The organism is Streptomyces sp. NPDC093801 (genome assembly GCF_040701585.1).
Lineage (GTDB): Bacteria > Actinomycetota > Actinomycetes > Streptomycetales > Streptomycetaceae > Streptomyces.
Genome location: NZ_JBFBDP010000008.1, coordinates 68,835 through 89,097 on the forward strand (window position 1 = coordinate 68,835; position 20,263 = coordinate 89,097).

Below are 20,263 nucleotides of genomic sequence, written 5' to 3' on the forward strand. Positions count from 1 at the left end.
CACCCCGCCCCCGGCCCGGCCCGGGCAGCCGGTCCACGCGGAGCCCGCCGCCGCACCGGCACCCCCGGCAGGTGCCGTGCGACCCGGGCCGCAGGACACACCCCAGCCCCCTCGGCCGGAGGCCGGGCCCGCTCCGGTGCTGCCCTGGGCCGGATCCGCATCCGGTCAGGCGCCCGGGACCCAGCGGGCGGACCGGGAACCGGCCGCTGCCCCCGGGCCGGCCCGGCCCGGGCCCGGCCAGGCCACGGCAGCGGACCGGAGCGAGACCGTGCCCCGGCAGAAGGCCGCGGCCCCCCGCCCCCGGGCGGGCGGGGCCGGACCTGCCGGGCCCGACCCGGCGGTGTTGCCCGACCCGCTGGACCATCCCGACCCGGCCACCGCCGCCGAGGCCGCGACCGTGGAAAACCTGCTGCGGTGCTGGATCCGCGAGAGCGGCATCGGCCGCCCCGACGGGCCCGTCGGGACCCCGCTCCGCATCCCCCTCCCCGCATCCGCCGCCGCGCTGCTCGTCCCCGTCCGCCACTGGTCCGAGGCGGGCTGGCACCGCTTCGCCCCCGCCCGCCTCGAAGGCGCCCCCGCCGACGCTCCCGCCGTGGACGCCGTCACCCTCGCATCCCTGCTCGCCCGCGAGGGCAACGGCCGCAGCGCCGACCTCGTCGGCCGGGTCGCCGACTCGGTACGCCGCACCACCGACTTCATCGCCGACCGGCGCCACCGCCCCACCGCCCCCGCGCCCATCGCGGGCGACCTCTTCCTCACCGCGGAGCAGTCACTCCTCCTCGGCCACCCCCTCCAACCGGACCCCAAGAGCCGCGAAGGACTCTCCGAGGCCGAAGCACACCGCTACTCACCCGAACTCCACGGCTCCTTCCCCCTGCACTGGATCGCGGTCGCACCGACCGTCCTCGCCACCGAATCCGCCTGGACCGAACGCGGCCGCCCGGTCTGCGCCGCCCGGCTCCTCGCCCGGCTGGCCCCCGGGCTCCCGCTGCCCGCCGGTACCACCCCCCTTCCCCTGCACCCCTGGCAGGCCCGCGACCTCCTCCAGCGCCCCGCCGTCGCCGCCCTCCGCGACGCGGGACTCCTGACCGACCTCGGTCCGTACGGAACCCCCTGGTACCCCACCTCCTCCGTCCGCACCGTCCACCGCCCCGGCGCGCCCGCCATGCTCAAGCTCTCCCTGGGCCTGCGCATCACCAACTCCCGTCGCGAGAACCTCCGCAAGGAACTCCACCGCGGCGTCGAGGTGCACCGGCTGCTCCGCACCGGCCTCGCCGAGCAGTGGCAGACCGCCCATCCCGGCTTCGACATCGTCCGCGACCCCGCCTGGGTCGCCGTCGACACACCCGACGGGACCCCCGTGCCCGGCCTCGACGCCCTGCTCCGCCACAACCCCTTCCGCTCCGACGACGACGCCGTCTGCGTCGCCGCACTCACCTCCCCACGCCCGTGGCCGGGCTGCACCACGATGCGCTCCCGGCTCGCCGACACCGTCTCCCGGCTCGCCGCGACCACCGGCCGCCCCGCCTCCGCGGTCGCCACCGAGTGGTTCCTGCGCTACCTGGACCAGGTCGTCCTGCCGGTCCTCGCCTTCGACGCGCTCGCCGGGATCGCCCTCGAAGCCCACCAGCAGAACACCCTGGTGCTCCTCGACCGGGCCGGCTGGCCCGTCGGCGGCCGCTTCCGCGACAACCAGGGGTACTACTTCCGCGACTCCCGGCGCGACGAGCTGGAACACCGGCTCCCCGGCATCGGCCGCGCGAGCGACACCTTCGTGCCCGACGCCGTCACCGACGAACGCTTCGCCTACTACCTCGGCATCAACAACGTGCTCGGCCTCATCGGAGCCTTCGGCTCCCAGCGGCTCGCCGACGAACGCCTACTCCTCGCCGCCTTCCGCCGCTTCCTCGGCAAGGCCGTAGGCCTCGGACCGCTCCCCGCGCAGCTGCTGGACTCACCCACCCTCCGCTGCAAGGCGAACCTGCTCACCCGCCTGGGCGGCCTCGACGAGCTCGTGGGCCCCGTCGACACGCAGTCCGTCTACGTCACCATCACCAACCCCCTCCACGACTGACGCGCGCCCACCGACACGGAGAAGAGCCCGATGCCCGCCGCCGAAACCACCACCAGCACCGTCACCGGCCTCGCCCGCCAGGGGACCGCCCTGCACGAGACCACCGGACACCGCTTCAACGTCGGGCTGCTGCCCCTGCTCGCCGAGGCGGACCTCCTCGACTCACCCGCGGGCTGGGGCTCCTACCCCACACCGGCCGGAGCCTTCCGCCTCGAACCCGTACGGCCGGGCCGGGACCTCCCGCTCCTGACCCGCTGGATGAACGACCCCGACGTGGCCGCCTACTGGGAGCTGGCCGGCGCCTCCGCCGTCACCGCAGCCCACCTGCGGGCCCAGCTCGACGGCGACGGCCGCAGCATCCCCTGCCTCGGCCTGCTCGACGGCGCCCCGATGAGCTACTGGGAGGTCTACCGGGCCGACCTCGACCCGGTCTCCCGCCACTACCCGGCGCGCCCCCACGACACGGGTATCCACCTGCTGATCGGAGACGGCACGAACCGCGGCCGGGGCCTGGGGACCACGCTGCTGCGCGCCGTCACCGAGCTCGTCTTCGACAACCGCCCGCGCTGCACACGGGTCATCGCCGAACCGGACATCCGCAACACCCCCTCCGTATCGGCCTTCCTCGCCGCCGGTTTCCGCTACGCCACGGAGATCGAACTCCCCGGGAAGCGCGCCGCCCTGATGATCCGGGACCGGTCGCTGCGCAATCTCCTCTGATCGCCGCCGCCGACCCGCCGTCCGTCCCCAGACCGTTCCCTCACGCCTCTCCCTTCGAAAACTCCGCGCACCACCGCGGAGTTCCCGATCCTCGAGGAGTCCCGTGCCGACTTTCCCCGCAGCCCCCGACTCCACGGAGCCCGCCTTCCCCCCGTCGCCCCAGCACCCCCGCACGCCCCCCGAGCTCAACCGCCCGACCTGGGACTCCGCCGCCCGCCGGCTGCTCGCCAAGATGCTCTCCGAGTTCGCCTACGAGGAGATCGTCACCCCCGGCCCGGCACCGGCGGCCGCGGGCGACGCCTGGACCCTGACCCTCGACGACGGCAGCAGCCTCGGCTTCCGCGCCCGCCGCCGCGCCTACGACAGCTGGCAGGTCGCGCCGGACACGATCACGCTCACCCCGCCGACCCCCTCCACCGGGTCCCCGACGTCCTTCGGCGACCCGTACGGCTTCCTCGTCCGCGCCCGCACCCTCCTCGGCCTCGACGGCCCCACCCTCGGCCACCTGATCCGCGAGCTCAGCGCCACCCTCGCCGCCGACGCCCGCCTCGACCACCACGCCCTCACCGCCGACGTCCTCGCCGACCTGGACTACGCCGCGCTCGAAGGCCACCAGACGGGCCACCCCTGGCTCGTCGCCAACAAGGGCCGCGTCGGATGGTCCGCCGCGGACGCCGCCGCCTGGGCCCCCGAGGCCCGCACCCCCCAGCGCCTGCCCTGGCTCGCCGCCCACACCTCCCTCGCCGAGTACCGCGGCGCCGCCGGCCTGGAAGATCCCGCACGCCTCTACGCGGCCGAGCTCGACCCCGTCACCCGTGCCGTCTTCGACCGGACCCTCCGCGACCGGGGACTCGACCCCCTCGGCTACCTCTACCTGCCCGTCCACCCCTGGCAGTGGGACGAGGTCGTCCTCCCCCTCTTCGCCCCCGCCCTCGCCTCCGGAGCCCTGGTCCCGCTCCCGGCCGACCCCGACGAACGGCTCCCGCAGCAGTCCGTCCGCACCTTCCTCAACCTCACCCGTCCCGACCGGCACAGCGTCAAACTCCCGCTGTCCGTCCTCAACACCATGGTCTGGCGGGGCCTGCCCGGCGACCTCACCCTGGCCGCCCCCGCCGTCACCGCCTGGATCCACTCCCTGCGCGACGCCGACCCCTTCCTGCGCGACGAATGCGGGGTGATCCTGCTCGGCGAGGTCGCCTCCGTCACCGTCCGCCACCCCGTGTACGGGCGGCTCCCCGAGGTCCCCTACCAGTACAAGGAGCTCCTCGGAGCGATCTGGCGCGAACCCCTGGGCCGCCGGCTCGCCCCCGGCGAGCGCGCCCGCACCCTCGCCTCGCTCCTCCACACCGACCCGCGCGGCCGCTCCTTCACCGCCGAACTCGTCGCCCGCTCCGGCCTCACCCCCACGGCCTGGCTCCAGAGGCTCTTCGCCGCCCTGCTGCCCCCGCTGCTCCACTTCCTCTACCGCTACGGCACCGTCTTCTCCCCCCACGGCGAGAACGCGATCGTGGTCTTCGACGAGCAGGACGTGCCCGTCCGCCTCGCGGTCAAGGACTTCGTGGCCGACGTCGGCATCAGCAGCGCCCGGCTGCCCGAGCAGGATTCCCTGCCCGACGAGGCCCGCGCCGTCCTGCGCTCCGAGCCGCCCGCCTTCCTCACCCAGTTCCTCCACGCCGGCCTGTTCGTCGGGGTCTTCCGCTACCTCGCCGCCCTGTGCGAGGACCGCCTCGCCGTCCCCGAGGAGGACTTCTGGTCCCTCGTACGGGCGGAGATCCTCCGCCACCAGGCCCGCTTCCCCGAGCTCAAGGACCGCTACGAGCTGTTCGACCTGCTCACCGAGCGGATCGACCGGCTCTGCCTCAACCGCAACCGGCTGCACCAGGACGGCTACCGCGACCGCCCGGACCGTCCTCACGCCGTCACCCACGGCACCGTGCCCAACCCCCTGTACCGCCCGTGAGGCCCGAGCGGTACGCCACTGTCGGCGGCGCCCCGTAGGGTTGGTCCTGCTATGACGAAGCCCTCCCTCCCCGACCTGCTGCACGCCGCCGTCTCCGCCGTCGGCGGTACGGAGCGCCCCGGCCAGGTGGCCATGGCCGAAGCCGTCGCCGAAGCGATCGACGACAACTCCCATCGGCTGATCCAGGCCGGCACCGGCACCGGCAAGTCCCTCGGCTACCTGGTGCCGGCCCTCGCGCACGGCGAGCGCGTCGTCGTGGCCACGGCGACGCTGGCGCTCCAGCGCCAGCTCGTCGAGCGCGACCTGCCGCGCACGGTCGAGGCGCTCCACCCGCAGCTGCGCCGACGGCCGCAGTTCGCCATGCTCAAGGGCCGGTCGAACTACCTGTGCCTGCACCGGCTGCACGAGGGCGCCCCGCAGGACGAGGAGGAGGGCCTCTTCGACCAGTTCGAGGCGGCCGCCCCCACCAGCAAACTCGGCAAGGACCTGCTGCGCCTGCGCGACTGGGCGGACGAGACCGAGACCGGCGACCGCGACGACCTCACCCCCGGCGTCTCCGACAAGGCCTGGGGCCAGATCTCGGTCTCCTCCCGGGAGTGCCTGGGCGCCACGAAGTGCGCGTACGGCGCCGAGTGCTTCGCCGAGGCGGCCCGCGAGCGGGCCAAGCTCGCGGACGTGGTCGTCACCAACCACGCGCTGCTCGCCATCGACGCCATCGAGGGCGCCCCCGTACTGCCGCAGCACGAGGTCCTGATCGTGGACGAGGCCCACGAGCTGGTCTCCCGCGTCACCGGCGTCGCCACCGGCGAGCTCACCCCGGGCCAGGTCAACCGGGCGGTGAAGCGTGCCGCCAAGCTGGTCGACGAGAAGAACGCGGACTCCCTGCAGACCGCCGCGGAGACCTTCGAGCGGGTGATGGAGCTGGCGCTCCCCGGCCGCCTGGAGGAGATCCCCGACGACCTCGGCTACGCGCTGGCCGCCCTGCGCGACTCCGCCCGCACCGTGATCTCCGCGATCGGTGCCACCCGCGACAAGTCCGTCCACGACGAGGACGCCATCCGCAAGCAGGCCCTGGCCGCGGTCGAGAACGTCCACACGGTGGCCGAGCGGATCATGCTCGGCTCCGAGTACGACGTCGTCTGGTACGAGCGCCACGACCGCTTCGGCGCCACCCTCCGGGTCGCGCCGCTCTCGGTGTCCGGGCTGCTGCGCGAGAAGCTCTTCGAGGACCGCTCGGTGGTCCTCACCTCCGCCACCCTCAAGCTCGGCGGGGACTTCAACGGGGTCGCGGCCTCGCTCGGCCTCTCCCCGGAAGGGGTCGAGGGGGAGGGCGTCCCGCTCTGGCGGGGCCTGGACGTCGGGTCCCCGTTCGACTACCCGAAGCAGGGCATCCTCTACGTCGCCAAGCACCTGGCCACCCCGGGCCGGGAGGGCACCCGCGGCGACATGACGGACGAGCTGGCGGAGCTGATCGAGGCGGCGGGTGGCCGGACCCTCGGCCTCTTCTCTTCCATGCGCGGCGCCAAGGCCGCCGCCGAGGAACTGCGCGGACGGCTCGACAACCCGATCCTGCTCCAGGGCGAGGAGACGCTGGGTGAGCTGATCAAGGCCTTCGCGGCGGACCCGCGCACCTGCCTGTTCGGCACGCTCTCCCTCTGGCAGGGCGTCGACGTGCCCGGCCCCAGCTGCCAGCTGGTGATCATGGACCGGATCCCGTTCCCGCGCCCCGACGACCCGCTGATGAGCGCGCGGCAGAAGTCCGTGGAGGAGAACGGGGGCAACGGTTTCATGGCGGTCGCCGCCACGCATGCGGCCCTGCTGATGGCCCAGGGTGCCGGCCGGCTCGTTCGGGCCTCCGGTGACCGGGGCGTCGTCGCGGTGCTCGACCCCCGTCTGGCCACGGCCCGGTACGGGAGCTTCCTGCGCGCCTCGCTGCCCGACTTCTGGTACACGACGGACCGCAACCAGGTCCGCCGCTCACTGGCCGCGATCGACGCGAGCGCGAAGGCCGACGGCAAGTAGGGTCAGGCCGGCAGGCGCACGGGGGGCGTACAACAGCTCCGGGACCGGCGCAGAGGGTCCCGGAGCTGGCTGGGGGGCGCGGGGTCAGACGCGGCGCAGTACGGCGACGACCTTGCCGAGGATGGTCGCCTCGTCGCCGGGGATCGGCTGGTAGGCGGCGTTGTGCGGGAGTAGCCACACATGGCCGTCCTCCCGCTTGAAGCGCTTGACCGTGGCTTCGCCGTCCAGCATCGCGGCGACGATGTCGCCGTTCTCCGCGACGGGCTGGCGGCGGACGGTGACCCAGTCGCCGTCGCAGATGGCCGCCTCGATCATCGAGTCGCCCACGACCTTGAGCACGAAGAGCTCGCCGTCACCGACGAGCTGGCGGGGGAGGGGGAAGACGTCCTCGACCGACTCCTCGGCGAGGATCGGGCCGCCGGCCGCGATCCGGCCGACCAGGGGAACGTAGGAGGCGGCGGGCTTGCCGGTGGTGTCGGTGGGCTGCGAGCTGGGCTGGTCGGAGCCGCGCACCTCGTAGGCGCGGGGGCGGTGCGGGTCGCGGCGCAGGAAGCCCTTGCGCTCCAGGGCCATCAGCTGGTGCGCGACGGAGGAGGTGCTGGAGAGGCCGACGGCCTGGCCGATCTCGCGCATGGACGGCGGGTAGCCGCGGCGCTGCACCGAGTCGCGGATGACCTCGATGACCCTCCGCTGCCGGTCCGTGAGTCCGGAGCTGTCGGCGCGGATGCCTGGAGGTCGCCCTGGCAGCGAGCGTGCGGGGCGCACGGCGGCCTCCGCCTCCGGGTTCTGACTGGCGTCATTCATGGCATGCACCGGCTCGAGTCGGCTCTGGGAGCGGTTCTGGGCAGTGATGGTGGCACTGTCTGCGGTGGTGGTCACGTCGGCCCCTCTCGAAATGTTCTCCCTAGCTGGACAACGGTAGTAGCTTTCGAAAGGTTGCGCCAAACACACGTTCGAGTGAAAAATCGCGGATCCCCCACCTGGGTTAGAGCGGTGGGTGTATGGACGGCCGGCGTGGATGACCGGCTCGAACGGCGGTCCTGCGGTGTGCGGCGGACCCGTCGTCCGAACGTGGATTCGGAACCGCGTGTGCTGCTTACGGTACCCTTCCCGGTTGGGTCGCCACCGCTCGGGTCCTTGCCCAGTGTGGCACCGCAAGCACCGGAAACCGGCCATCGGGCCCCGCGACACGCGTAGGGGTGCAAATCCTGCCCAACGCAAGATCTAGTGGTTGGATGAGCGTCACAGCCCACAAGTTGTGGTCGGAGTCTGCTCGGACCTCCCGGATCGCATATGCTTGTGGCTGCTTCACGAGCCCCCGGCGGAGACTCGCTCTCCGTCGTTGAGGGGCTCCGTGGGGTGATTCAGTCGTGCCAAGAGGAGGGTGAGGGAACCATGCACTGCCCCTTCTGCAGGCACCCCGACAGCCGCGTCGTCGACAGCCGCACCACCGACGACGGAACGTCGATCCGCCGGCGCCGTCAGTGCCCCGACTGCTCCCGTCGCTTCACGACGGTGGAGACGGCCTCGCTGATGGTGATCAAGCGAAGCGGGGTCACGGAACCCTTCAGCCGCACCAAGGTCATCTCTGGCGTCCGCAAGGCGTGCCAGGGGCGGCCGGTCACCGAGGACGCCCTCGCCAAGCTCGGCCAGCGGGTCGAGGAGGCGGTGCGCGCCACCGGGAGCGCCGAGCTGACCACCCACGACGTGGGTCTGGCCATACTCGGCCCGTTGCAGGAGCTCGACCTGGTCGCGTACCTGCGGTTCGCGTCCGTTTACAAAGCTTTCGACACCCTTGAAGACTTCGAGACCGCCATCGCGGAACTTCGCGAGCCGCGGCCTCATCCCCATGAGTGCGAGCCCGGAGGGACCCCCTCGGTCGTCCCCGTGCCCGCCTCCGCCGCCGACTGACCGGACAGGGCCGCAGCGCAGTGCGGCCCCGCCGGTCGGCAGGGCGAGATTCGTAGATCCAGGACACAGCATTGTGCCGCGGAATATCGCTGGCACTTTAGGGCGTTTTTGCCCGCATATGGGAGGCAGGCGGCATGACAGAGACGGCGAGCAGCTCGGCACGTGGTTCCCGCGCCAAGGGGACCAAGGCCGCCAAGGGCGGCCTGCGGATCGAGCGCATCCACACCACCCCCGGCGTGCACCCGTACGACGAGGTGAACTGGGAGCTCCGTGACGTCGTCATGACGAACTGGCGCGACGGCTCGGTCAACTTCGAGCAGCGCGGCGTCGAGTTCCCCGACTTCTGGTCGGTGAACGCGGTCAACATCGTCACCAGCAAGTACTTCCGCGGCGCGGTCGGCACCCCGCAGCGCGAGACCGGTCTGAAGCAGCTCATCGACCGCATCGTGAAGACCTACACGAAGGCCGGCGAGGACTACGACTACTTCGCGTCCCCCGCCGACGCGGAGATCTTCGAGCACGAGCTGACCTACGCCCTCCTGCACCAGATCTTCAGCTTCAACTCCCCGGTGTGGTTCAACGTCGGCACGCCCCAGCCGCAGCAGGTCTCCGCCTGCTTCATCCTCTCCGTCGACGACTCCATGGAGTCGATCCTCGACTGGTACAAGGAAGAGGGCATGATCTTCAAGGGCGGCTCCGGCGCCGGCCTGAACCTCTCCCGCATCCGCTCCTCCAAGGAGCTCCTCTCCTCCGGCGGCAACGCCTCCGGCCCGGTCTCCTTCATGCGCGGCGCCGACGCGTCCGCCGGAACGATCAAGTCGGGCGGCGCCACCCGCCGCGCGGCCAAGATGGTCGTCCTGGACGTGGACCACCCGGACGTCGAGGACTTCATCGCCACCAAGGTGAAGGAGGAGGAGAAGATCCGAGCCCTGCGCGACGCGGGCTTCGACATGGACCTGGGCGGCGACGACATCACGTCCGTCCAGTACCAGAACGCCAACAACTCCGTCCGCGTGAACGACGAGTTCATGACGGCCGTCGAGAACGGCACCGAGTTCGGCCTGCGCGCCCGCATGACCGGCGAGGTCATCGAGAAGGTCGACGCCAAGGCGCTGTTCCGCAAGCTCGCCGAGGCCGCGTGGGCCTGCGCCGACCCGGGCATCCAGTACGACGGTGTGATCAACAACTGGCACACCTGCCCCGAGTCCGGCCGCATCACCGCGTCCAACCCCTGCAGCGAGTACATGCACCTGGACAACACGTCCTGCAACCTCGCCTCGCTGAACCTGATGAAGTTCCTGAACGACGACGGCAAGGGCAACCAGTCCTTCGACGCCGAGCGCTTCGCCAAGGTCGTCGAGCTCGTCATCACCGCGATGGACATCTCCATCTGCTTCGCGGACTTCCCGACGCAGAAGATCGGCGAGAACACCCGCGCCTTCCGCCAGCTGGGCATCGGCTACGCCAACCTCGGCGCCCTCCTGATGGCGACCGGCCACGCGTACGACTCGGACGGCGGCCGCACCCTCGCCGCCGCGATCACCTCGCTGATGACCGGCACCGCGTACAAGCGCTCCGCCGAGCTGGCCGCCATCGTCGGCCCGTACGACGGCTACGCCCGCAACGCCGACTCGCACAAGCGCGTCATGAAGCAGCACGCCGACGCCAACGCCGTCGCGCCGCGCACCGAGGACCTGGACAACGCGATCTGGGCCGCCGCCACCGAGGCCTGGCAGGACGTCCTGCGCCTCGGCGAGAAGAACGGCTTCCGCAACTCCCAGGCCTCCGTCCTCGCGCCGACCGGCACCATCGGTCTCGCGATGTCCTGCGACACCACCGGTGTCGAGCCGGACCTGGCGCTGGTCAAGTTCAAGAAGCTCGTCGGCGGCGGCTCGATGCAGATCGTCAACGGCACCGTCCCGCAGGCCCTGCGCCGCCTGGGCTACCAGGAGGAGCAGATCGAGGCGATCGTCTCCCACATCGCCGAGCACGGCAATGTCGTCGACGCCCCGGGTCTGAAGACCGAGCACTACGAGGTCTTCGACTGCGCGATGGGTGAGCGCTCCATCTCCCCGATGGGCCACGTCCGCATGATGGCCGCGATCCAGCCCTGGATCTCCGGCGCGATCTCGAAGACGGTCAACATGCCGGAGACGGCGACCGTCGAGGAGATCGAGGAGATCTACTTCGAGGCGTGGAAGCTGGGCGTCAAGGCGCTCGCGATCTACCGCGACAACTGCAAGGTCGGCCAGCCCCTCTCCGCCAAGAAGAAGGAGGAGGAGAAGGCCGAGATCACCGAGAAGGCCGAGGAGACCATCCGCACGGCGGTCGAGAAGGTCATCGAGTACCGGCCGGTCCGCAAGCGCCTCCCCAAGGGCCGCCCGGGGATCACCACGTCCTTCACGGTCGGTGGCGCCGAGGGCTACATGACGGCCAACTCCTACCCGGACGACGGCCTGGGCGAGGTCTTCCTGAAGATGTCCAAGCAGGGCTCGACCCTCGCGGGCATGATGGACGCCTTCTCGATCGCCGTCTCGGTCGGTCTGCAGTACGGCGTCCCGCTGGAGACGTACGTCGCGAAGTTCACCAACATGCGCTTCGAGCCGGCCGGTATGACGGACGACCCGGACGTGCGGATGGCGCAGTCGATCGTCGACTACATCTTCCGCCGCGTGGCGCTCGACTTCCTGCCCTTCGAGACCCGCTCGGCCCTCGGCATCCACTCCGCCGAGGAGCGCCAGCGCCACCTCGACACCGGCTCGTACGAGCCGCTCGAGGAGGAGATCGACACCGAGTCCCTGGCCCAGTCGGCGCCGGTCGCCCCCGTGGCCAAGCCGGTGGCGGTCGTCCCGGTCCCGGCCCCGAAGACGGCGCACAGCAACGCCGAGCTGGTCGAGATGCAGATGGGCGTCTCCGCCGACGCCCCGCTCTGCTTCTCCTGCGGTACGAAGATGCAGCGCGCCGGCTCCTGCTACATCTGCGAGGGCTGCGGCTCCACCAGCGGCTGCAGCTGACGGCTGACGCCTAGCACCGCGTAAGGAAGAGGGTGCCGACCCGCGGGTCGGCACCCTCTTCGGCGTTTCCGGTGCGGGAGCGGGTGAATACGGTTGGTGCGCGGAGGCGGGGTGGTGATCATGGGGAGGGGCCCGCGGGCACGCGCGGGCCGGCGAACACCACGACCGGGGGAGCGGATGGGCATGTGGAACGGTGACGAGCTGGATCTCGCCGCCTACCTGGCGCGGATCGGGCTGGGCGGCGACGGCCGGGAACTGCGGCCGGACCTCGGGACGTTGTACGCGGTGCACCGGGCCCACACCGCCGCCATCCCCTTCGAAAGCCTGGACGTCCTGTTCGGCCGCCCCGTCGTGCTGGAGGTCGAGGCCCTCGAACAGAAGCTCGTGCACGGCCGCCGCGGCGGCTACTGCTACGAGCAGAACTCGCTGCTGGCCGCTGCTCTGGAGCGGATCGGCTTCGAGGTCTCCGGGCGCGGCGCCCGCAACCGCACCCGGGGCGACACGCTGCTCGCGGTGACGCACGCCGTCCTCGTCGTCACGGTCGACGGTGAACCGTGGCTCTGCGACGCGGGGTTCGGCTACCAGGGCCCGCGCGAGCCCGTTCCGCTCGGGCGGCCCGGGACCGAGGTGCGCCAGGGCCCGTGGACCTTCGCCGTCCAGGAGGAGGAGGGCGGCGTCCTGGCGCTCCGCATCCGCCGCGGGGACGCCTGGCGGGACCTGTACGCCTTCTCCCCGCAGCGCTACCACCCCGTCGACTACGTCGTGCTGAACCACTACAGCTCCACCCACCCCCGCTCCTCCTTCATCGGACGGACCTTCGTGCAGCGCCCGGGCGACACGGTGCGTACGACTCTCGTGGGGCGGGAACTCATGCGCCTGCACCCCGACGGGCGGACCGAGCGGGAGACCGTCGCCCCGGACGGACTACCCGCTCTGCTCGAGCGGGAGTTCGGTCTTCGGCTGCCCGAGCGGGATGCGGCCGAACTGGTACGGATCCACCGCTCCGGGGACTGACCGGGGCCGGTCCCCGGCCCGTACGATGGCGCGGTGCTGGTCAAGTGGATTCGCTGCACGGTGACGGACCGACGCGGGTTCGAGCGCGGGCAGCGCAAGTGGGCGGGGCTGCCCGGCGAACCCGGATTCCGGGGGCAGGGCGGCGGCTGGAGCAGGGGCCGGCAGGGGGTCGCGCATGTCTTCGCGTTCTGGGAGAGCCGTTCCTTCTACGACTCCTTCATGGCCCGCTCGCACGACAGACTGGCGGCCGCGCAGGCCGGCACCTACACCGACGCGCGGGTCACGCTCTTCGAGTACCGCTTCGACGTGAAGACCGGCTTCGAGCCGCGCTTCACCGACGCCGACGTGGTCCGGGTCGCGCACACCCGGGTCCGGGAGGGGCGCGTGGAGCACTTCGCCCTGATGCAGGAGAAGGTCTGGAACCCCGCCATGGCCGGGTCGCCCGGCATGATCCGGGGACTCTTCGGCGAGGCGCCGGGCCGGGAGTTCCTCGTGCTGTCCATGTGGCGTGCGGCCGCCGAGCACGGCAAGTACCGGCAGGAGCGCGTGGAGCGGCTCTCGCTGCGCGCCCAGACCGAGGCGGACGTCGAGGCCCTCACCGGGGACGTCGTGGACCTCGAACCCGGCTGGACGGTATGACCGTACGACGAGCCGCCCCGGCGACCGGCGTGCCCGGGGCGTGCGCGCCCCGGGGGCCGCATAGGGTCGGGGCATGGTTCGACCACGGCGCATCGTCCTCGTCCGGCACGGGGAATCGGAGGGAAACATCGATGACACGGTGTACGAGCGCGAGCCCGACCACGCCCTGCGCCTGACCCCCGCCGGCCGCGAACAGGCCGCCGAGGCCGGGGTCCGGCTGCGCGAGCTCTTCGGCGACGAGCACATCAGCGCCTACGTCTCCCCCTACCGCCGGACCCTCCAGACCTTCCGCGAGCTGCGCCTGGACCCCGCGCGGGTACGGATGCGTGAGGAGCCGCGGCTGCGCGAGCAGGACTGGGGCAACTGGCAGGACCGCGACGACGTGAAGCTCCAGAAGGCCTACCGCGACGCCTACGGGCACTTCTTCTACCGCTTCGCCCAGGGCGAGTCGGGCGCCGACGTCTACGACCGCGTCGGCTCCTTCCTGGAGAGCCTCTACCGCAGCTTCGAGGCGCCCGACCATCCCGAGAACGTCCTGCTGGTGACGCACGGCCTGACGATGCGGCTGTTCTGCATGCGCTGGTTCCACTGGTCGGTGGCGGAGTTCGAGGCCCTTTCCAACCCCGGGAACGGCGAATTCCGTGTGCTGATGCTCGGTCCCGACGGCCGGTACCGGATGGACCGCCCGTTTGAGCGGTGGACCACACCCGAGCCTTATGACCTGGACGGCTAAAGTGGCGCGCGATGACCGCTGATTCCGCTTCCGAACGGCGCTACGCACGCGCCCTGTCCAGCCTCCGCGGGCTGGCCCTGGGGGACGCCCTGGGCTCCCAGTACTTCGTCCCCGTGAACTACCCGCTGCTCAAGCGGCGCGAACTGCCGGCCGGCAGCGAGCCCTGGCAGTGGACCGACGACACCGAGATGGCCTGCTCGGTGGTGGCCGTGCTCGCCGCGCACGGGCGCATCGACCAGGACGCGCTGGCGGCCTCGTTCGCCGGGCACCATGATTTCGACCGCGGCTACGGCCCCGCCGTCAACCGGATGCTGCGCCTGATCCGCGAGGGCGAGGACTGGCGCACCCTGGCCGCCGAGCTCTTCAACGGGCAGGGCTCCTGGGGCAACGGCGCGGCCATGCGGATCGCTCCGCTGGGTGCCTGGTACGCGGAGGACCCCGAGCAGGCCACCCACCAGGCGGAGATCTCCGCCTACACCACCCACCAGCACCGCGAGGCGGTGTGCGGGGCGATGGCCGTCGCCGCCGCCGCCGCGCTGGCGGCGGCCCCGGACGGTCCGCCGACCGCCGAGGACCTGCTGGACGGGGTGATCGCACTGGTGCCGCGCAGCGCCGTGGGCGCCGGCGTGCGCCGGGCGCGGGACATGCTGGACTACGGGGACGCGAACACCGTCGCGGCCGTACTGGGCTGCGGTCGGCGGACGAGCGCCCACGACACGGTGCCGTTCGCACTGTGGTCGGCGGCACGGGCGCTGGACGCGTTCGAGCGGGCGTTCTGGACCACCGCCCAGGTGGGCGGCGACGTGGACACCACCTGCGCGATCGTCGGCGGGATCCTGGGCGCGCGCGGGGACGCCGCGCTGCCGCAGGCCTGGCTGGCGCGGACCGAGGCGCTCCCGGCCTGGCTCCCGGAGGCCCCTGCCTAGACCGTCCCGTTGCGCCGTGGACCCGGGCGTGGGGGAGGTCCCGCACCCGGGTCCACGGCGTACGGCCGTGCGCGCGGACGGCTGCCCGGGCGGCCGCGGCCGGCGAACCTCCGCAGCGGGACGACGGGTTCGGCGGGCCGGGACCCGACCGGCACGGCGGGGCCGAGCAGGCCGACGAGAGCTGCGAAGAAACCTTTGGTCATGCTTCACGATTGCGATCCCGGTCGCGAGATCCCTTTCGCGAGGTGGTCCGGGAGGGGCTGCGTGAGGCGGCCCGTGAGGCGATCCGGGGGCTGGGGATGCCTAGGTCCGAGTGGATGGGGGCCTGATCGGAGGCCGCAATTCCGCTGATCGTCGACATGATTCCGGGGGTGCTGATGTACCCGGCCGGGGTATGCGGAAGCGAATGGCCTGGCTGGAAGATCGCCGAGGCGGTCGTCGGACCGACGGTGCCGGTGCTCCGCTCCCGGGCGTCCTGCGGGCAGGCCGCGGACGTCTCGGGGCGGGTCCGGGAGGGGCCCCGCGCGGGTCGCCCGGCACCCCGTGCGCGCGCTTGCCGCGGGCCGGGGTGTGCAGGCGGCCCGGGGCGGCGTAACCTTGCTGGCGCCATGCCGTACGAAGCACCCACCCACACCGTCGAACGCTCCCTCCGTGCAACCACCGGCGCCAAGGTCATCGCCGGGGTCGACGAGGTCGGACGAGGGGCCTGGGCCGGTCCCGTCACCGTGTGTGCGGCGATCACCGGCCTGCGCCGGCCCCCCGAGGGGCTCACCGACTCGAAACTGCTCACCCCCAGGCGGCGCGACGAACTGTTCGACGTCCTCCAGACCTGGGTCACCGCGCACGCCCTCGGGCACGCCTCCCCGGAGGAGATCGACGAGCTGGGGATGACGGCCGCGCTGCGGCTCGCGGCGGTACGCGCCCTGGAGGCCCTGCCGGTGCGGCCCGACGCGGTGATCCTCGACGGCAAGCACGACTACCTCGGCGCGCCCTGGCGGGTCCGTACGGTGATCAAGGGTGACCAGTCCTGCATCGCCGTCGCCGCGGCCTCGGTGATCGCCAAGGTCCAGCGCGACCGGATGATGGCCGCACTGGGCGAACCGGGCGACGGGACGGCGGACTTCGCCTTCGCCGCCAACGCCGGCTACCCCTCGCCCGTGCACCGCGCCGCGCTGGAGGAGCGCGGTCCCACCGTCTACCACCGGCTCTCGTGGTCGTACCTCGACGGGCTGCCCCAGTGGCGGCACTTGAAGAAGGTGCGCCGCAGCGAGGAGTCGATGGAGCTGGAAAACGGAGGCCAACTCGGCTTCGATTTCTGATCGCACCCACGTGCCACCCACCGGTACGTTTCGTACCGGTGTTTGATAGACATCAACTCATGCCTCTCACCCCCGCCATCGAGGAGCCTCAGATTCACGAGAGTGCCCAGGGTCCCCGCGTCACGCCGGCCGCCAGCCGCACCGCGCAGACCCCCCGCCCCGTACCTGGTCCGCGTCCCGCCGCCGTACCCCGGCCCGGACGCCCCGGTCCCGCCCGCCCCGCCCCGCCCGCGCAGCGCGCGGCGCAGGCCGCTCCCGGGCCCGTTCCCACCGCTTCCGCCGCGCCGTCCGTCTCGGCCGCGGTGCCGCAGGTCCAGCTGATCCCGGCCTCCGCCGAGGGTGCGCTGGACGCGGCCGAGGAGGCCGTGGACCTGCTGCTCGACACCGGGCGCGCGCCCGGCGACATCCTGGTGATCACCACCGGCGACCCGCACCCGTGGGCCGCGCACGAGCTGTCCTTCGGCGAGGCCTCCTACTGGGCCCAGCACGACGCCAGGGACGACGTCTTCTACGCGGACGCGTCGCAGGTGCAGCGTGCCGCCGGACGTCCCGTCGTGGTCTTCGCGGCCAACGGCGGTCCGGCCGGGGCGACCGCGGCCGCCCTGCCGGTCGCGCTCGCGCGGGCGGGTGCGCTGCTCGTCGTCTGCGGTGACGCCAAGGAGATCAACTCGGTGCTGGGCGCGGGCGTCTGACGCCCCGTTCCCGGCACGGGCGAGGGGCGGGGCGGCCGCAGGCCGGCCCCGCTGAGGTCCGGGGCCCGACCAGCTGCACCTCCTGTCCGCGGGAGGGCGGCCGTGCGGGCCTGGGCCGTGTCCCCCGGTCCGGGTACGGCCGCGGACCGGAGACGGTCTAGCGGGCGGCCGCCCGGCGCAGCGGCTCGACCATGCCGCCCGCCGTGCCCAGGGGCAGGGGTGCGACCTCGGTGATGGAGCCGAGCCGCTCCGGCCGGGACTCCGAACTGGGGTGCCTTCCGCCGCGGCCTTCGCCGAGCACCTGCCAGCCCCCGCGGGTCAGGGTGATGTAGGCGCCGCAGCGCAGCCCGTGCAGGGTGCAGGCGTCCCGCAGCCCCCACATCCAGGCCCCGTCCTCCTCGGTCCACCGCTCGTCGCCCTCACGGCAGTACATCAGCACCGCCGTCCGGACCGGGGTCCGCCGCCGCAGGTCGTGCGGGATGACCCGGCGCAGCCGGGACAGCAGGGCGTTGCGGTACTCCCAGCCGTCCGCCGAGGTCGAGCGCTGCACGAACGAGGCGCTGGCGACGAGTTGTTCCTCGGGGCCGAGCACGGCTATGACGGCGGTGGACGGCACCGGGCCGTGCCGGGAGTGCAGGCCGCTGACCACCTCCCGCGGGTTGCGCAGCAGGGGGACTCCCGCGGCGGTCCACTCGGAGGGTTCGAGCAGTCGGCCGTGCCGACTGGCGCCACCGGTGGCCGTGGTCAAGGACGCGGTCGCGGGCGGGGCGAAACCGAAGGTCACGGTCCTCCCTTCGGGTACACGCCCGCGAACGGGCACGGCTGAGGTGTGGGCGCGCCGCAGCGAGGCCCAGGAGCGTGCCGACGAGCCGAGCGGGAGCACTCCGATTCTCGCGTGGCCCGCGACGGTGGGGCAATGAGCATTTGAGCATGCGGACCGGAATTCGCCGGTATGCCGTTCATATCCTTGCCCCGCCACGCCGGTGACGACTCGTTCCGCTACGGCTGAAGTGCGAGCACCAGCGGAAACACCCCCCTCACTCCCGCCCGTCGCAGCAGACGGGCGGCCACTGCGAGGGTCCAGCCGCTCTCGGCGCGGTCGTCGACGAGGAACACCGGACCGGCGACCTCGGTCAGACTCGCCGCCAGGGCTGGCGGCACGGTCAAGGCCTGGTGGAGCCCCCGGACCCGCTGGGCACTGTTCGAGGACGGAAGCCCGAACTCCGGCGCCTGGTCGGTGTACTCCAGAGCTCCGAGCAGCGGAATCCGCCCGACCTCCGCGATCCGCGCGGCCAGCGAGCCGACCAGCTGCGGGCGGCTGCGCGAAGGCAGCGCGACCACTCCCGCGGGGCGTGCCGGAGCGTCCTCGGCACCCGAGGCCCAGCCACCGGGCCCCCGGGCCCAGTCGGCCAGAACCGCCACCACGGCCTGTGCCACATCGTCCGGAACCGGCTGGTCGGGTGCCTGGGCGGCGAGCATGGGGCGCAGCCGGTTCCCCCAGCCGATGTCGGAGAGCCGGCCCAGGGCCCTGCCGGGCGCCGCCTGTTCGCCGGCCGGGATCCGGCCCTTGAGGTCGACACCCACCGCCGCGAGGCCGGTCGGCCACATCCTGCGCGGTTCCAATTCGACCCCCGGGCGTCCCAGTTCCCCCCGGGCGGTGTCGAGGGAGGAGGAGGACACCGCCGCCGTGAAGCGGGCGCCCGCGCAGTTGTCGCAGCGGCCGCAGGGTGCGGCCTCCTCGTCGTCGAGCTGGCGGCGCAAGAACTCCATCCGGCACCCGGTGGCCGCCGCGTAGTCGCGCATGGCCTGCTGCTCGGCGGCCCGCTGCCGGGCCACCCACGCGTACCGCTCGGCGTCGTACACCCAGGGTTCGCCGGTGGCGGTCCAGCCGCCCTTGACCCGGTGCACCGCGCCGTCCACGTCGAGCACCTTGAGCATCGTCTCCAACCGGGTGCGCCGCAGGTCGACCAGCGGCTCCAGGGCGGGCAGCGACAGGGGGCGGCCGGCCTGCGCCAGGGCGTCCAGGGTGCGGCGCACCTGCTCCTCCGGGGGGAAGGCCACGGAGGCGAAGTACTGCCAGATCGCCTCGTCCTCCCGGCCGGGGAGCAGCAGCACCTCGGCGTGCTCGACGCCACGGCCGGCGCGGCCCACCTGCTGGTAGTAGGCGATGGGGGAGGAGGGCGAACCCAGGTGCACCACGAAGCCCAGGTCGGGCTTGTCGAAGCCCATTCCGAGGGCTGACGTGGCCACGAGGGCCTTCACGCGGTTCGCCTGGAGGTCGTTCTCCGCCTGCTCGCGGTCGGCGTTCTCGGTCTTGCCGGTGTAGGAGGAGACCGTGTGCCCGCGGTGGCGCAGGTAGGCGGTGACCTCCTCGGCGGCGGCCACCGTCAGGGTGTAGATGATCCCGGAGCCGGGCAGCTCGCCGAGGTGGTCGGCGAGCCAGGCCAGGCGGTGCGCCGCGTCGGGCAGGGCCAGTACGGCCAGGCTGAGGCTCTCGCGGTCCAGGGGGCCGCGCAGCACCAGGGCGTCCGTGCCCGCCCCGGTGCCGAGCTGTTCGGCGACGTCGGCCGTCACGCGGGCGTTGGCGGTGGCGGTCGTCGCCAGGACCGGTACGCCCGGGGGGAGGTCGGCCAGCATCGTGCGCAGCCGGCGGTAGTCGGGGCGGAAGTCGTGCCCCCAGTCGGAGATGCAGTGGGCCTCGTCGACCACGAGCAGGCCGGTGGCGGCCGACAGCTTGGGCAGGACCTGGTCGCGGAACTCCGGGTTGTTGAGGCGCTCCGGGCTGACGAGCAGGACGTCGACCTCGCCGGCCGCGACCTCGGCCTGGATGCCCTCCCACTCCTCGGGGTTGGCGGAGTTGATGGTGCGGGCGTGGATGCCGGCGCGGGCGGCGGCCTCGACCTGATTGCGCATCAGCGCGAGCAGCGGGGAGACGATCACGGTCGGCCCGGCGCCGTTCGCCCGCAGCAGGGAGGTGGCGACGAAGTAGACCGCGGACTTGCCCCAGCCCGTGCGCTGGACGACCAGGGCCCGCCGCTTGTGCGCGACGAGGGCCTCGATCGCCCGCCACTGGTCCTCGCGCAGCCTCGCGGTGCCCGTGGGGTCGCCGACGAGGCGGGCGAGTACGGAATCGGCGGAGGACCTCAGGTCTGCGTTCATGCCCCCATGCAACCCGATCCCTCTGACATCGCGCCAATGCGGACTCCGACCTGTGGATGTTGAACATTGGACTAGTTATC

General features: G+C 72.6%; 15 protein-coding genes. 12 read left to right on the forward strand and 3 right to left on the reverse strand.

What is annotated here, in order from left to right; genetic code table 11:
* Positions 1-76: 76 nt before the first annotated feature.
* The 4 genes from AB0469_RS11110 (at position 77) to AB0469_RS11125 (ending at position 6,776) form a co-directional block, all read left to right on the forward strand.
* The gene (locus AB0469_RS11110; RefSeq protein ID WP_366451053.1) at positions 77-2,074 is read left to right on the forward strand and encodes an IucA/IucC family protein; all 1,998 of its coding nucleotides are present in this window, start codon (positions 77-79) and stop codon (positions 2,072-2,074) included.
* Between the two features lie 30 nt (positions 2,075-2,104).
* Entirely contained in the window at positions 2,105-2,794 is a 690-nt protein-coding gene (locus AB0469_RS11115; RefSeq protein ID WP_366451054.1) for a GNAT family N-acetyltransferase, read from the forward strand.
* 103 nt (positions 2,795-2,897) lie between these two features.
* The gene (locus AB0469_RS11120) at positions 2,898-4,754 is read left to right on the forward strand and encodes an IucA/IucC family protein (RefSeq protein WP_366451055.1); all 1,857 of its coding nucleotides are present in this window, start codon (positions 2,898-2,900) and stop codon (positions 4,752-4,754) included.
* Between the two features lie 51 nt (positions 4,755-4,805).
* A complete protein-coding gene (locus AB0469_RS11125; RefSeq protein WP_366451056.1) occupies positions 4,806-6,776 on the forward strand; it encodes an ATP-dependent DNA helicase in 1,971 nt (656 codons plus the stop codon).
* Between the two features lie 84 nt (positions 6,777-6,860).
* Here AB0469_RS11125 and lexA read toward each other — a convergent pair whose 3' ends face one another.
* Positions 6,861-7,655 carry a transcriptional repressor LexA gene (gene lexA, locus AB0469_RS11130; RefSeq protein WP_042810077.1) on the reverse strand — a complete coding sequence of 265 codons (795 nt, stop codon included), beginning with the start codon at positions 7,653-7,655 and terminating at the stop codon, positions 6,861-6,863.
* 516 nt (positions 7,656-8,171) lie between these two features.
* Here lexA and nrdR point away from each other — a divergent pair.
* The 8 genes from nrdR (at position 8,172) to AB0469_RS11170 (ending at position 17,024) form a co-directional block, all read left to right on the forward strand.
* Positions 8,172-8,687 (forward strand): transcriptional regulator NrdR, encoded by a 516-nt coding sequence (gene nrdR / locus AB0469_RS11135; protein ID WP_042810078.1) that lies wholly within the window; start codon positions 8,172-8,174, stop codon positions 8,685-8,687.
* Positions 8,688-8,821: 134 nt separating this feature from the next.
* On the forward strand, positions 8,822-11,701 hold the full coding sequence (locus AB0469_RS11140; RefSeq protein ID WP_366451057.1) for a vitamin B12-dependent ribonucleotide reductase: 2,880 nt from the start codon (positions 8,822-8,824) through the stop codon (positions 11,699-11,701).
* A gap of 183 nt (positions 11,702-11,884) precedes the next feature.
* On the forward strand, positions 11,885-12,715 hold the full coding sequence (locus AB0469_RS11145; protein WP_366451058.1) for an arylamine N-acetyltransferase: 831 nt from the start codon (positions 11,885-11,887) through the stop codon (positions 12,713-12,715).
* Between the two features lie 33 nt (positions 12,716-12,748).
* On the forward strand, positions 12,749-13,354 hold the full coding sequence (locus AB0469_RS11150) for a YdbC family protein (protein ID WP_366451059.1): 606 nt from the start codon (positions 12,749-12,751) through the stop codon (positions 13,352-13,354).
* Positions 13,355-13,427: 73 nt separating this feature from the next.
* On the forward strand, positions 13,428-14,087 hold the full coding sequence (locus AB0469_RS11155; protein WP_366451060.1) for a histidine phosphatase family protein: 660 nt from the start codon (positions 13,428-13,430) through the stop codon (positions 14,085-14,087).
* Positions 14,088-14,098: 11 nt separating this feature from the next.
* Positions 14,099-15,013 carry an ADP-ribosylglycohydrolase family protein gene (locus tag AB0469_RS11160; RefSeq protein WP_366451061.1) on the forward strand — a complete coding sequence of 305 codons (915 nt, stop codon included), beginning with the start codon at positions 14,099-14,101 and terminating at the stop codon, positions 15,011-15,013.
* A 608-nt stretch (positions 15,014-15,621) separates the two neighbouring features.
* Positions 15,622-16,332 carry a ribonuclease HII gene (locus AB0469_RS11165; RefSeq protein WP_366451062.1) on the forward strand — a complete coding sequence of 237 codons (711 nt, stop codon included), beginning with the start codon at positions 15,622-15,624 and terminating at the stop codon, positions 16,330-16,332.
* A gap of 59 nt (positions 16,333-16,391) precedes the next feature.
* A complete protein-coding gene (locus AB0469_RS11170; protein WP_366451063.1) occupies positions 16,392-17,024 on the forward strand; it encodes a hypothetical protein in 633 nt (210 codons plus the stop codon).
* Positions 17,025-17,181: 157 nt separating this feature from the next.
* Here AB0469_RS11170 and AB0469_RS11175 read toward each other — a convergent pair whose 3' ends face one another.
* Together AB0469_RS11175 and AB0469_RS11180 are read right to left on the reverse strand one after the other, a co-directional pair.
* A complete protein-coding gene (locus tag AB0469_RS11175; RefSeq protein WP_366451064.1) occupies positions 17,182-17,808 on the reverse strand; it encodes a hypothetical protein in 627 nt (208 codons plus the stop codon).
* 215 nt (positions 17,809-18,023) lie between these two features.
* On the reverse strand, positions 18,024-20,183 hold the full coding sequence (locus tag AB0469_RS11180; RefSeq protein ID WP_366451065.1) for a RecQ family ATP-dependent DNA helicase: 2,160 nt from the start codon (positions 20,181-20,183) through the stop codon (positions 18,024-18,026).
* Positions 20,184-20,263: the final 80 nt, after the last annotated feature.

Bases quoted from the DNA above. Each gene is read 5' to 3' on its own strand.
- AB0469_RS11115 (WP_366451054.1), top strand. From the start codon at position 2,105: ATGCCCGCCGCCGAAACCACCACCAGCACCGTCACCGGCCTCGCCCGC.
- AB0469_RS11125 (WP_366451056.1), top strand. From the start codon at position 4,806: ATGACGAAGCCCTCCCTCCCCGACCTGCTGCACGCCGCCGTCTCCGCC.
- nrdR (WP_042810078.1), top strand. From the start codon at position 8,172: ATGCACTGCCCCTTCTGCAGGCACCCCGACAGCCGCGTCGTCGACAGC.
- AB0469_RS11140 (WP_366451057.1), top strand. From the start codon at position 8,822: ATGACAGAGACGGCGAGCAGCTCGGCACGTGGTTCCCGCGCCAAGGGG.
- AB0469_RS11145 (WP_366451058.1), top strand. From the start codon at position 11,885: ATGTGGAACGGTGACGAGCTGGATCTCGCCGCCTACCTGGCGCGGATC.
- AB0469_RS11155 (WP_366451060.1), top strand. From the start codon at position 13,428: ATGGTTCGACCACGGCGCATCGTCCTCGTCCGGCACGGGGAATCGGAG.
- AB0469_RS11160 (WP_366451061.1), top strand. From the start codon at position 14,099: ATGACCGCTGATTCCGCTTCCGAACGGCGCTACGCACGCGCCCTGTCC.
- AB0469_RS11165 (WP_366451062.1), top strand. From the start codon at position 15,622: ATGCCGTACGAAGCACCCACCCACACCGTCGAACGCTCCCTCCGTGCA.
- AB0469_RS11170 (WP_366451063.1), top strand. From the start codon at position 16,392: ATGCCTCTCACCCCCGCCATCGAGGAGCCTCAGATTCACGAGAGTGCC.
- AB0469_RS11180 (WP_366451065.1), bottom strand. From the start codon at position 20,183: ATGAACGCAGACCTGAGGTCCTCCGCCGATTCCGTACTCGCCCGCCTC.